Here is a 12,394-nt window from a genome sequence, read left to right on the forward strand (position 1 = left end):
AAAGGTGGAATTCGGCCCTTCACATACCGGGAAACTGGCCAGCCGAATCACGTTTACGAATTCGAGGGCGCGTCGCGTCCGCGGTTTAGCTGGGCCATCAGTTCCCGGTTGGCCGCGCGGGCGGCGGCGAGGTCGTCGTCGCGCTCCTGGAGCTTCAACTCCAGGCCGATCGCCTGCTGTTCGAGGGTGGTGATCCGAGCCTTGAGCTGCTCGCTGTCCTCGGGCCCTCCGACGCCGGACTCGTGCCAGACCTGGTCACCGAGTACTTCACTGAGGCGCTGCTCAAGGCGGCGGACCTGGCTGGCGAAGCGAGCTGCGCGCGCGTCGGCGGCTGCGAGATCGGCCTTGAGCGATGCGCGGCTGACCGCAGGGCCATGGCCGCCAGGAATGGCGGTCGGTTCCGCGGCCTGAGCGTGGATTTGGGCCAGGAGGTCGCGATGGCGATAGAGGAAGGTGCGATCGACGCCCGCTTGCCGGGCGATGGCGGTGACGCTGATGTCCGTACCCTTCTTCGCGGCGTCAGCGAGAGCCGCCAGGACGCGTTGACGTCGTCGGCCGGTGTCGGCGCGGCGGCCTTCGATCATGGCCTGGATGGTGGGGTGGGGTGCGGTCATGCGGGGCGCTCCGGTCGGAGGTCGGGCAAGGGCTGGCGGATGCGGGGCATGCCGAGGAAGTTCTGCCGCATCTGTCGGACGGTGGCGGAGGCTTTCTGGATCTCGGAGCGTTCGGCCTCGGTGAGCGTCTCGATGTCCTCGCTGACGCGCTGGATCAGGCGGCGGATGCGGGTGATCTCCGCGTCGGACGGCGTGGCCTCGGCGCGGGCCCAGTCGTCCGCCTCGGACATCGACCTCAGCTTCTCCCGCTGCCGCAGCAGTCCGTCGAGATAGGTGCGCAGGTCGGGGAGATAGGAGACGTCGGTGGAGAAGTGGTCGCAGCCCACGCAGCGGAAGCGGAGCGAGCAGGCTCCGCCGCCGGCGGCGACGTTGGAGGGTTCGGAGCAGGTGCCGAAGGGGACGACGACCGCGCCGATGGCCCGGCGGGTGCGTTCGGCATCAAGGACACTGGTGACCGCGCCCCAGATGCGGGTGCCGTGGCGGTCGAACTGCATGTGGGTGACGCGCTCGACGGCCTCGCGCAGGCGTACTTCCTTGACGCGGTAGTAGATCCTGGTGGTCTGGTAGCTGTCGTGGTCCATGAGTTCGGCCAGGACATCGATGGGGACTCCGGCGTCCGCGTGGCGCTGGGCGAAAGAGTGACGGTAGGTGTACGGGAAGATCTTCTCCTTGTCGAAGACGGTGCCGTCGTCGAGGTGGAAGTCGGGAAGGCTCTCGACCCACTCGCGGTGCATGGCACTGAGGTGGTTCGAGTCGATCGAGCGGTCCCCGCGCAAGTTCAGATTCTGAGAGGGCAGCAGAACCAGCGCCGACGGCGAGCGGTCGGGGAAGCGTTCGCGTACGCGTTTCTGCTGCGCGATGATCAGCTCTGCGGTCGGTTCGTGGATGGGGAGTTGACGTCCGATCCGCTGCTCTTTCCAGCTGTTGTAGAGCAGGACGGGCTTGCCTTGGCTGTCGCGAGTGAGGCAGTTGAGGTCCAAGCGGCAAACCTCCTCGGGCCTGCGGCCTGTGTCCATCAGCAGCTCGACACTCAGCCGCACCTCGTAGCAGGTCATCGCCTCGAAGGCGTCCAGGTGAGCGCAGAGTTGGCGCATCACTTCGCCGGGGAGATCCTGACCCTCCTCCGAAGGCTCTGGCGGCCTGGGGACGTCGAGGCGGGTGATGACGAAGTCGTCCGGAAGGCCTGCCATCAGCCCTTCGGGACGGGTCAGTCCCATGGCCCGGCACTGCCTGAGGACGTTGCGGGCCATGCGGACGTAGCTGATGCGCGTGTTGGTGGTCATCCGGCCGTTGGCATCCAAGAACGACATTCTGTTCAGGAAGTTCTCGATGTCGGCGCGGGACAACGCGGCCTTGTCCAGGCCGCGGTCCGGCCGGGCGCGCAGCGTGTCCGAGAGCTTGGCCAGACCGTGGAGGTGCTGCTGGGCATGCGAAGCGGCGCTCTTGGAGCGGACCTTGGAGAGGTAGTCGCGGGCCCAGCATTTGGCGCTCTCGCGAAGCCAGGGCTGGTGCACCACGGTGAAGACCAGCGTGCCGCGGTGCCCGAAGGCCACCAGGTCCCACTCGTCCTTGGCGTACTCGCCCTCGGGCGTCTTCACGGCCCGGATCGCGTAGATGCGGGTCCGGTTGAGCAGGATCAGTGCCTCGCTGTTCGCCGCCGGGTCGGGGACGTCTTCCAGGCGCTGGGCGAGCGAGGGACGGATCGTCTTGTCGATCAGCGCGCGGAAGTTGCCGGCCTCGGTGCGGGCACCACGGTGGCAGCGGTGCTGAAGTCCGAACAGCAACTGGGCGACGACGAGATCGGGCAGGCCTCTGAAGCTGACCTCGACACCGAAACTGCCCGACGGCGTGGTCCGCAGCCACCGTGCCTCATCAAATTCGGCCTGCCGACGCAGCGCGGGCAACTGCTTGCCGTGGGGGTGACACAGGCGCGTGCCGCTCTCGTTGACAGCCTGGCGGTTGCAGGCCAGCACGGAGCAGTCGCCCAGGCCCGGCAGTCCCTTGACGGTCGGGTCGGCGAGGAACTCCTCCAACGTTCCGCCGTGCTTGATCTTCTGCCACCGGTGAGCGCGGCAGACCGGCTCCGTTCCCGAGTTGTTCCACGGACGCTCGCATCCGGAGACCCGGCAGGTCCCGGTACCGAGGTGCAGATGACGTGAGATGCGCGGAATCCTGACGAACTCCTCCAGGGACAGCTCGGAATTGCGGTGACGCCAAGAGCAGGTGCTGCACAGCTTCAGCCCCTTTACCGGCGACTGGCAGTTGGGCACCGGACAACGTCGTCCGCCCATGGAGGGATGTCCGGCCGGTGGGGTCAGGACCCGGCGCTCGGCGTTCCAGCATGCCTCGGTCAGGAAGTCCTCGCTGATGAGCGACCAGAGGAAGGCGGCCAACTCGGCATCGGAAGCGCTCGGCCCTGGAGCCGGAGCGGTGAACACGGGCGCGAGCAGGCCGGTCATCGGGCACCGCCGGCGAGCTCGCGGGGCGAGGGCACCGCCTCCACCGCGTCCCTCAGCCGGTCCGGGGCCGGCGTCAGGTAAGGCTCCGAGCTGGACAGCCGTGAGTGATCCAGCAGCGCGGCGATCTCGTCCTGACCGCCTCCCGCATCCGCGGTGTGACGTTCCGGCTCAGCCCGGCCCGCTTCGACAGCCGTCCGAACAACTCGGTGATCGAGTCGGCGGTCATCGGGGCACCCAGCGGCTCGGCGAACAGGTTCACCAGCACGAAGTCACTGTCCGGTCCGTGCGGCAGCGCCATCCGTTCCATCACGTACTGGTCGTAGGCGAGCACGACCAGGTGGTCGACGGGCTTCCACCGACCCGGCGCCGCAGCCGACTGCCGTTTGGCCCAGGCCCCGTTCGGATTGTCCCTCCGGAGCGTGTGCAGGTGAGAGCCCTTCTTCGGGCAGCCCAGCGCGGTGGAGTCCGGCATGAAGTGCATGTCCTCGCGGCGCAGGCCGGCGGCGCCTCCCGGGCGCAGCCCGGCCCGGCCGAGCAGCAGCACGATGAACCGGTCGCGGGCGTTGCGGCAAGCCAGGAACAGCTCCACGATCTCGCGGTCGGTAGCCCGCTCGCCCTTCTTACGCGGGACCTGTACCCAGTGCCGCGGGCGCATCCGGTAGCCGGTCAGCTCCTCCCCGCGGGCCTGTTCCGGCAGGTCCCAGTTCTCCGCCACCTCATAGAGCTGGGCCATCACCGGCGAGGGCACCGCCTTCGTTGTGATGCCGTGCAGCAGAAACTGCCGCACACCCGTGAGAACGTTCCCGATCCGGGCCGGCTCGCGCGCCGCCTCAGCCCCCGGCCCCGGATACACCAGACCGTTCCCCGACGGACGCTCGACGCCCGTGATCTGCTTCGATCCGAACTTCAGCCAGACGACGAACAGCCCCAACTCCTCGGCCGCCACCCGCCAGTCCCGGCCCGTCCGTATGCACCACCGCAGATACAGCGCTATGTGCCCCACGTACGTACGGGTCGTCAACTCGGCCTGGTCCCGGCCGAAACGAACGTGCCGAAGAAACGCATCCGCCTCCGGAACCACGGCCAGGTCGTCATCCACCACCGTCCAGTACCGGACACCGGATGGAAGTTGTACAGGAAAGGCCCGCAAGGGTCTCCTCCGATCTCATGTGCAACGTGTCGCAACATCCACGACAGCCCCAGAGATGCTAGAGAAAACCCCAGGTCACACAGTCAGTGCAGCGTCACACCACACTCACGGAAGCCCGGGAGAACACCAGAGGACTGGTTGTCTTCGGATCCGGCTGCGTCACCCAGCCCAACCCGATCGCCATGTGAACCGGCGCCGGGCAGCAACCGGAGCTAAACGCTCCTGAGCGCCCACAATGGCCTCGCACCCCGATCCCCGGGGTGCGAGGCCATTTGGGTTGCCGTTAAAAGATGTGTCATCAGCCCCAAATGGGCGAGAAGCTGCTGGTGACAGCGTTTCTACTGCTTCGACGGAGCTACGTTCTTGCCCAGGTGGCGGTAGACGGTGGAGCGGGTGACGCCGCACTCGTCGGCGATCTGCTGGACGGTGTAGTCGCCGGAGTCGTACATCTCCCGCGAGCTTGACCCGCCGGGGGCTCTGCGCTCCTCGCAGCCGGCGCGGTCGGGGCGGGAATGGTGGTCGGCACGGCCTGCTCCAGGTACTGGATGTCCTCTCCGCCCAGCGTGATGGACATGAAGTGCGGGCTGATCTGCTTGCTGGCCTGAACCGTCAGCGACAGCATCTGCCGCCTGCGGGGCGCACCACCGTCCGGTAGTACGCGGACCAGCCCCTGACGATGGGGGAAAGTCGGCGCAGTACGACTGTGATGCTCTGTCAGCCACTGCCGGATCAATTCCCTGGCCGGGAACTGTCCGACGGCGTCGAGCAGGTGGGGATGGTCGATGCGGTCCAACCGGACGCCGCATCCCGGAACTGTGCTGGGCGGCCAAGATCAATCTCAGCGCCCACCACGGTTCGATTGGTCCCCGGGGCCGGGGGCCAGAGGCACCCGAGCACCGCCGCACCCTCTTGACGCACATCTGACCAACACCAAGAATGGGCGCGCCCTGACAACGTTGTCGCCCGTGGGGTCGGATGCGGCTTCCGCATGCCCTGGGGCCGCGGCGACCCGACCCCGGAGGTCCGGATCCATGCCAAGGCTCAGTCACACCCGGTGGCGCGCCGCGGGCGCGGTGCTGGCGACCGTGCTCATCGGGGGCGCGCTCGCGGCCCCCGCCGCGCAGGCCGAGCCGCCCAGCGGCCCACTCACCGACCTGGTCAATCCGTTCATCGGCAGCCAAAACGACGGCAACACCTACCCGGGGGCCGCCGTACCGTTCGGCATGGTGCAACTCTCCCCCGACACCGGCCACACCACCGGCTACGGCTACGACGACGACCACATCCGCGGCTTCAGTTCGGTGCACATCTCCGGCGTCGGGTGCGGACTCGGGGGTGATCTGCCGGTGCTGCCCACCACGGGCGACATCACCGAGACCGACTATGCGAAGTACGCGGCCGGCTACCGCCATGACGACGAGTCGGCCCGGCCGGGCTACTACCGCGTCGGCCTGACGTCCTACGGCGGGATCACCGCCGAGCTGACCGCCACCGCCCGTACCGGCAGACAGCGCTACACCTTTCCGGCCACCGACAAGGCCAATGTGCTGCTCAACGCGGGCCAGTCGCTGCACAAGACGGTCTCCACGCGGGTCGAGGTGCTCGACTCCCGCACCATCCGGACCGCCATCACGGGCCGCGGCTTCTGCCAGGACACCAAGCCGTACACCGTCTACACGATCACCCGCTTCGACCGGCCGTTCATGTCGTACGGCACCTGGGACGGCAACAGGGTGACGGCCGGCTCCAAGGGCTCCACGGCCACCGGCCGGCACGGCGCCTATGCCCGTTTCGACACCCGCAAGGACCGTACCGTCGAGGCGACCACCGCCCTCAGCTATGTGGACGCGGCGGGCGCGGCCCGCAATCTGCGGGCGGAGGGCGGCAGTTCCTTCGGCCGTACGAAGGCCGCGGCCGACGCCGCGTGGGAGCGTCGGCTGGGTCTGGTGAAGGCCGGCGGCGGCGACAGGACGCTGCGCCGCACCTTCTACTCCTCCCTCTACCGGTCCTTCCTTGCCCCGAACATCGGCAGTGACGTGGACGGGCGCTACACCGGATGGGACCGGAAGACCCATCGCGCCAGGGGCTTCACGTATTACCAGAACTGGTCCTTGTGGGACACCTACCGCACGCAGGCGCAGCTTCTGGCACTGCTGGCGCCACAGGAGTCCCGTGATATGGCGCTGTCGGTGCTGCGGATCGACAAGGAGAGCGGCTGGCTGCCCAAATGGGGCTACGGGACGGTCGAAACGAACATCATGACCGGCGATCCGGTCACTCCGTTCCTCACCAACGCCTATCAGCAGGGGCTGTTGCGGGGCCATGAGGAGGAGGCGTACGCGGCGCTGAAGAAGAACGCCGACGGCGTGCCGCCGGCTGATTCACCGGCCGTCGGGCGGGAGGCCAACGCGCAGTACCTGAAGGACGGTTTCGCCCCCTACGTCAAGGGCCGTCCGCACGCCAAGCCCGGCGATTCCGACTTCGATCACGGGGCCTCGGCCACCCTGGAGTACGCCCTGTCGGACGCGATGCTGGCGCAGATGGCGCGGGATCTGGGGCACGGCGAGGACGCCGACCGGTATGTGGCCCGCGCCCAGAACTACCGCAAGATCTTCGACGGTTCGACCGGTTTCTTCCGGGCCCGTGACGAGAAGGGCACCTTTGCCGGACCCGCCGACCCGGCCAAGAGCGAGGGCTTCCACGAGGGCACGGCCTGGCAGTACCAGTGGCTGGTACCGCAGGACCTGCCGGGAATGCTGAAGCTGATCGGCGGCAGGGACAAGGCCGATGAGCGTCTTGATTCCTTCTTCGCGTACCCGGAACTGCTCAAGGACCCGGAGAAGACGGCCCGGAAGGTGTGGGTCAACGGCCCGTACGACTACTACAACGCGGACAAGTACAACCCGCAGAACGAACCCGATCTCATCGCGCCGTACACCTATCTCTCCACCGGGCGCCCCTGGAAGACGACGGACGTGGTGCATGCCGCGCTGACGCTGTTCACCGATGCCCCCACGGGCATGACGGGGAATGACGACCTGGGGACGATGTCGGCGTGGATGGTGCTCTCCTCGATCGGGGTGTTCCCGGTGCAGCCGGGCACCGACAGCTGGGGTCTGAGCACACCGGTCTTCGACCGGGTGGAGCTGACGCTGGACCGTCGCTACTACCCGGCCGGGCACTTCACCATCACGGCACCCGGTACGTCCACCGGCAACCGCTATGTGCAGTCGGTGCAGCTGGACGGCGCCGGCCGTGACCGGACGTACCTGACCACCGATGACCTGCGCGCGGGCCGCGAACTGGCCTTCACCGTGGGCGCAAAGCCGTCCGGCTGGGGCACCGGCGACCATGCCGCGCCGCCGCCGGTGGGGACCTCATCCGCGCAGCAGCAGGCCGAGCGCCAACGCTGAGACCACCACGGCGGAGAGCAGCGCGACGGCGACCCGCCCCCGTGGGCGGCACGGCCGGCGGCGCCGGAGTGCTGTCCGGTCGTCCGGGTGCCGCTGTGCGGGGAGCCCCTCCCGGTACGGCGGTTCGTGGCGGCCGCGGGCGTTCCGGAGGCGAAGGGGGGTGAGAAGCGGCGGGGTGCGGACGTCAGTCCTGGAGGCCCTGCCAGAACTCGTCGAAGGACATCCGGCCGTCGCTGTCGGTGTCCTTGGCCTTGATGACGGCCTCGGCGACCGGACCGGTGACGTACGGGTCGCCCATCTCGGCCATCGCCCGCTTGAACTCGTCCGGCGTGACCTGGCCGTCGCCGTCCGCGTCGAACCGGTCGAACGCCGCCCTGGCCTTCTCCATGTCTGCCATGAGAGGTGCCCCCTTCGTGGTGCTGCGCAGTGCTGCGCGGTGCTGTTGCCTGGTGATCTGACCTGCGTACATTAGCGGACCGTCAAGAGACGTCCGGTCGCGGCCTCCGCCGGGCCAGATAGGGCGCGGTACGGCTGCCCGGTGCCGCCGCGACCTCGGCCGGGGTTCCCTCGGCCACGATCCGGCCGCCGTCCGCACCGCCGCCGGGACCGAGGTCGATGACATGGTCGGCGCCGGCGACCACCCCCATGTCGTGCTCGACGACCACGACGGTGTGGCCGGCGTCGACCAGGCCGTGCAGCTGGCGGAGCAGTACCTCGGTGTCGGCGGGGTGCAGTCCGGTGGTGGGCTCGTCGAGAAGGTAGAGGGTGTGGCCGCGGCGGGTCCGCTGGAGTTCGGTGGCGAGCTTGATGCGCTGGGCCTCGCCGCCGGACAGCTCGGTCGCCGGCTGGCCGAGCCGCAGATAGCCGAGGCCCACGCCCTTCAGGGTGCGCAGGCTGCGGGCCGCCGCGGGGACATCGGCCAGGAATCCGGCGGCGTCGTCGACGGTCATCGCCAGGACATCGGCGATGGTCCGGTCCCGGTAGGTGACCTGGAGGGTTTCGGGGTGGTACCGGGCGCCGTGGCAGGTGGTGCAGGGCGCGTACGTACCGGGCAGGAAGAGGAGTTCCACGGCGACGAAGCCCTCGCCCTGGCAGGTTTCGCACCGGCCGGCGGCGACGTTGAAGGAGAACCGTCCGGCCGTGTAGCCGCGGGCGCGGGCCTCGTCGGTGGCGGCGAAGACCTTGCGAACCGCGTCGAACAGCCCGGTGTAGGTGGCGAGGTTGGAGCGCGGCGTCCGGCCGATCGGCTTCTGGTCGACGCGTACCAGCCGGTCGACCGCCGCCAGGCCCTCGGCGCCGGTGAGCTGTGCCCGTGCCATCGGTCCGGTGTCGCTGCCGTCCCCGTCGGCGGTGTCCTGCGGCTCGTCGCCCGTCCCGAGATGGTCCCGTACGGCATCCGCGAGAACGCGGGTGACCAGCGTCGATTTACCCGATCCGGAGACGCCGGTGACTGCGGTGAAGACACCGAGCGGGAACGTCGCGTCCAGGCCGCGCAGATTGTGCAGGGTGACGCCGCGCAGTGTCAGGGCGCCCGAGGGGCGGCGCACCGTGCGTGCGGCGGGCGCAGCGGTGTCGAAGAGGAACCGGCGGGTGGCGGAGCCGGCGGCGTCCGCCAGCCCGGCGACGGGGCCGCTGTGCAGCACCTGTCCGCCGTGTTCCCCGGCGTGCGGGCCGACGTCCACGATCCAGTCGGCGTGGCGCACCACATCCATGTCGTGCTCGACGACGAACAGCGAGTTGCCCGCTTCCTTGAGCCGGCCCAGCACCGTGAGCAGGGACTCCGTGTCGGCGGGGTGGAGGCCGGCGGACGGTTCGTCCAGGACGTAGACGACGCCGAAGAGGCCGGAGCGCAGCTGGGTGGCGAGCCGCAGCCGCTGGAGTTCGCCGGCGGACAGGGTGGGCGAGGGCCGGTCCATGCTCAGATAGCCCAGGCCCAGTTCGGTGAGGACGTCGATACGGGCCACCAGGTCGCGGGCCAGCACCGGCGCGACCTCGTCGTCCGTCCGTTCGGCGGTGGGCCGCAGCAGCCTGGCCAGTGCGCTCAGCGGCCGTCCGGCAAGGGTGGCGATGTCATGGCCCTCGAAGGTGACGGCGAGCGCCTCGGGGCGCAGCCGCCGCCCGTGGCACACCGGGCAGGGCTCGGCGGTCATGAACCCCTGCACGCGCTTGCGCAGGGTGTCGCTCTTGGAGTCCGCGAAGGTGTGCAGCACATAGCGTCGGGCGCTCATGTACTGGCCCTTGTAGGGGCGTTGGATCCGGCACGCGTCGCGGACCGGGTGCACGGTGACGACGGGCTGTTCGTCGGTGAACAGGATCCAGTCCCGGTCGGCCCGCGGCAGCTCGCGCCAGGGCCGGTCGGTGTCGTACCCGAGGGCGGCGAGGATGTCGCGGAGGTTCTTGCCCTGCCAGGCGCCGGGCCAGGCGGCGACGGCGCCCTCGCGGATCGACAGTGCGGGGTCGGGGACCAGGGACTGTTCGCTGACGCGGTGGACGGTGCCCAGACCGTGGCACTCCGGGCAGGCCCCGGCCGCGGTGTTGGGCGAGAACGCGTCGGACTCCAGCCGTTCCGTGCCGCCCTGCGGGTAGTCGCCGGCACGGGAGAAGAGCATGCGCAGGGTGTTGGAGAGGGTGGTGACGGTGCCGACGGAGGAGCGGGACGTGGGTGCGGAGCGCCGCTGTTCCAGGGCGACGGCGGGTGGCAGCCCGGTGATGTCCTCGACCTTGGGCGCGCCGACCTGGTGGATCAGCCGTCGGGCATAAGGGGCCACCGACTCGAAGTAGCGCCGCTGCGCCTCGGCGTAGAGGGTGCCGAAGGCGAGGGAGGACTTGCCCGACCCGGACACCCCGGTGAACGCGACCAGCGCGTCCCTCGGGATGTCCACATCGACGCTGCGGAGATTGTGCTCACGGGCGCCGCGCACCCGTACGTACGAGTCAGCCATCCCTCCATGATCAGGCACGGTCCGCCGTATTCGGGCACGGGCCGCCGTGATCGGCCACGGACCGCCGTATTCAGGCACGGACCGCCGTGATCAGGCACGGACCGCCGTATTCAGGCACGGGCCGCCGTGATCAGACACGGACCGCCGTATTCAGGCACGGACCGCCGTGATCGGGCACCGTCAGCCGGCGGCCGTGGCGGCGTGGATCCGCTCGCGCGCCTCCTCCCAGGGCAGCGGGGTGGCGATGACCGCGCGCAGGGCCCGGACCTGGCGGGGCGGGAGCCCGGCCGCGAGCACGCCGACCGCGCTGCCGTCCCGGCCGTAGAGCGCGAGGACACGGCGCTCGGCCCGGTCCAGGACGGTGGTCTCGACCCGGTCGGCGCCCGCGGTCAGCCCGTACGCCTGGATCTTGACGGCGTACTGGTCGGACCAGAAGTACGGCACCGGGGCGAACGGGCGGCGCTCCGGGGCGGGGGCGGTGCGGTCGGTCCCGGCACGGGCGGGCGCCTGGGCCGCCAGTTCGGCCACGAGGTTGCGGGCGGCGGCCATGCCCTGCTCGGTGGCGTTCATCCGGTGCTCGAAGCGCAACGGGCGGCCGTGGACCGGGTGGTCCCAGCGGGCCACATCGCCCGCGGCGTAGATGCCGGGGGCGGCGGCGCAGTAGGCATCGCAGCGCAGCCCGTCGGTGGTGTCCAGAGCCGGGTCGTCCAGCCACCCGACGGCGGGGCGGGAGCCGATCGCCAGCAGCACGAGGTCGGCGGGCAGCCGGCTGCCGTCGGCCAGACGCACGGCGGTGACCTGCGGGTCGTCGGCACCGGCCGGGTCGGCGGGCGCCGTCTCGAAGCCGTCCACCGCCCCGGTGAGCAGTCGCACCCCGCGGGCGCGGTGCTCCTCGGCAAGCAGCTCGCCGACCTCGGCGCCGACGGCAGCGGCCATCGGGGTCGCCGCGACACCGACGAGGGTCACCTCGTGCCCCAGCTCCCGTGCCACCGCGGCGGCTTCACAGCCCAGCACGCCGTTTCCGACGATCACCACGCGCCGGCCGCCGTCGGCCAGCCGGCCCCGCAGGGCCAGCGCGTCGTCGAGGGTGCGCAGGGTGTGCACTCCGGCGGTGTCGTCGGCACCGGGGAGCGTACGGGCCGTGACACCGGTCGCGATGATCACGCCGGCACAGCGGAGCCTCCCCCGCTCTCGGCCTTGCCCGAGCGGGGGGACGCCCACGCCGTCGTCGAGGGTGAGGGTGCGGCCGGCCACGTCGAGCCCGGTGGCCCGGGTGCCGAGGCGCAGGTCGAGGTCGAGCGGGGCGAGCTGGTCAGCGGTGCGCAGCAGCAGCTTCTCCGGCGCCCAGGAGCCGTGCAGCAGCTGCTTGGACAACGGCGGCCGGTCGTACGGGAGATGGGGTTCGTCACCGATGAGGGTGAGCGGGCCGCGCCAGCCGGAGCGGCGCAGCGCCTCGGCCGCGGCGAGGCCGGCCGCCGAGGCACCGACGACGGCGATCGGCAGGCCGGTCATGCGCCCGCCTCGGTCACGGTGGCCGGGACTTCGGGGGCGATCAACACGCACCGGCCGGCGGCGCAGCACATGTCGGCATCATGGGTGATCTTCACGTCAGTGGGCTCCGATGCTGTGAGGGGGCAGTCCACGAGTTCGCGCAGTCCGCGATCGCTGTGCAGGGCCAGGGAGGTGGAGACGGCACTGTGGGCGGCCGGCCGTGCGGCGCGGGATCTGCCTTGACGTTTCACCCTTGCCTCCAGCCGGGCCACCGCCGATTCCGGTTCTGCAGGTACGGCAGGGTCGCCGCCCGGGACCGGAGCCG

General features: G+C 70.2%; 10 protein-coding genes. 1 reads left to right on the top strand and 9 read right to left on the bottom strand.

Going from position 1 to position 12,394, the window contains the following annotated elements; genetic code table 11:
- Nucleotides 1-53: 53 nt before the first annotated feature.
- The 5 genes from ACWGJY_RS30150 to ACWGJY_RS30170 all read right to left on the bottom strand — a co-directional run bounded on the left by ACWGJY_RS30150 (nt 54) and on the right by ACWGJY_RS30170 (nt 4,931).
- Entirely contained in the window at nt 54-614 is a 561-nt protein-coding gene (locus tag ACWGJY_RS30150; RefSeq protein WP_453264031.1) for a hypothetical protein, read from the bottom strand.
- Nucleotides 611-3,073 (bottom strand): tyrosine-type recombinase/integrase, encoded by a 2,463-nt coding sequence (locus tag ACWGJY_RS30155; protein ID WP_453264032.1) that lies wholly within the window; start codon nt 3,071-3,073, stop codon nt 611-613. The genes ACWGJY_RS30150 and ACWGJY_RS30155 overlap by 4 nt, the downstream gene beginning before the upstream one ends.
- Nucleotides 3,074-3,146: 73 nt before the next feature.
- The gene (locus ACWGJY_RS30160) at nt 3,147-4,175 is read right to left on the bottom strand and encodes a tyrosine-type recombinase/integrase (RefSeq protein ID WP_453264033.1); all 1,029 of its coding nucleotides are present in this window, start codon (nt 4,173-4,175) and stop codon (nt 3,147-3,149) included.
- A gap of 386 nt (nt 4,176-4,561) precedes the next feature.
- Complete coding sequence (locus ACWGJY_RS30165) at nt 4,562-4,672, bottom strand: helix-turn-helix domain-containing protein (protein ID WP_453264034.1); 111 nt, start codon at nt 4,670-4,672, stop codon at nt 4,562-4,564.
- A gap of 160 nt (nt 4,673-4,832) precedes the next feature.
- On the bottom strand, nt 4,833-4,931 hold the full coding sequence (locus ACWGJY_RS30170; RefSeq protein ID WP_453264055.1) for a group II intron maturase-specific domain-containing protein: 99 nt from the start codon (nt 4,929-4,931) through the stop codon (nt 4,833-4,835).
- Between the two features lie 323 nt (nt 4,932-5,254).
- Here ACWGJY_RS30170 and ACWGJY_RS30175 point away from each other — a divergent pair, with 323 nt between their 5' ends.
- Nucleotides 5,255-7,636 carry a GH92 family glycosyl hydrolase gene (locus tag ACWGJY_RS30175; RefSeq protein WP_453264035.1) on the top strand — a complete coding sequence of 794 codons (2,382 nt, stop codon included), beginning with the start codon at nt 5,255-5,257 and terminating at the stop codon, nt 7,634-7,636.
- 184 nt (nt 7,637-7,820) lie between these two features.
- Here the strand turns inward: ACWGJY_RS30175 and ACWGJY_RS30180 are convergent, their stop codons facing one another.
- From ACWGJY_RS30180 to ACWGJY_RS30195, 4 genes are all read right to left on the bottom strand, one after another.
- Nucleotides 7,821-8,033, bottom strand: a complete 213-nt coding sequence (locus ACWGJY_RS30180) for an EF-hand domain-containing protein (protein WP_453264036.1) — start codon at nt 8,031-8,033, stop codon at nt 7,821-7,823.
- Nucleotides 8,034-8,115: 82 nt separating this feature from the next.
- Nucleotides 8,116-10,578, bottom strand: a complete 2,463-nt coding sequence (uvrA, locus tag ACWGJY_RS30185; RefSeq protein WP_453264037.1) for an excinuclease ABC subunit UvrA — start codon at nt 10,576-10,578, stop codon at nt 8,116-8,118.
- A gap of 180 nt (nt 10,579-10,758) precedes the next feature.
- Nucleotides 10,759-12,090 carry an NAD(P)/FAD-dependent oxidoreductase gene (locus tag ACWGJY_RS30190; protein WP_453264038.1) on the bottom strand — a complete coding sequence of 444 codons (1,332 nt, stop codon included), beginning with the start codon at nt 12,088-12,090 and terminating at the stop codon, nt 10,759-10,761.
- A complete protein-coding gene (locus tag ACWGJY_RS30195; protein WP_453264039.1) occupies nt 12,087-12,320 on the bottom strand; it encodes a hypothetical protein in 234 nt (77 codons plus the stop codon). The genes ACWGJY_RS30190 and ACWGJY_RS30195 overlap by 4 nt, the downstream gene beginning before the upstream one ends.
- Nucleotides 12,321-12,394: the final 74 nt, after the last annotated feature.

It is taken from the genome of Streptomyces sp. NPDC054765, assembly GCF_053612065.1.

Coding starts and splice junctions, on each gene's coding strand:
- ACWGJY_RS30150 (WP_453264031.1), bottom strand. CDS start 614: ATGACCGCACCCCACCCCACCATCCAGGCCATGATCGAAGGCCGCCGC.
- ACWGJY_RS30175 (WP_453264035.1), top strand. CDS start 5,255: ATGCCAAGGCTCAGTCACACCCGGTGGCGCGCCGCGGGCGCGGTGCTG.
- ACWGJY_RS30165 (WP_453264034.1), bottom strand. CDS start 4,672: ATGTACGACTCCGGCGACTACACCGTCCAGCAGATCGCCGACGAGTGC.
- ACWGJY_RS30180 (WP_453264036.1), bottom strand. CDS start 8,033: ATGGCAGACATGGAGAAGGCCAGGGCGGCGTTCGACCGGTTCGACGCG.
- ACWGJY_RS30190 (WP_453264038.1), bottom strand. CDS start 12,090: ATGACCGGCCTGCCGATCGCCGTCGTCGGTGCCTCGGCGGCCGGCCTC.
- ACWGJY_RS30155 (WP_453264032.1), bottom strand. CDS start 3,073: ATGACCGGCCTGCTCGCGCCCGTGTTCACCGCTCCGGCTCCAGGGCCG.
- uvrA (WP_453264037.1), bottom strand. CDS start 10,578: ATGGCTGACTCGTACGTACGGGTGCGCGGCGCCCGTGAGCACAATCTC.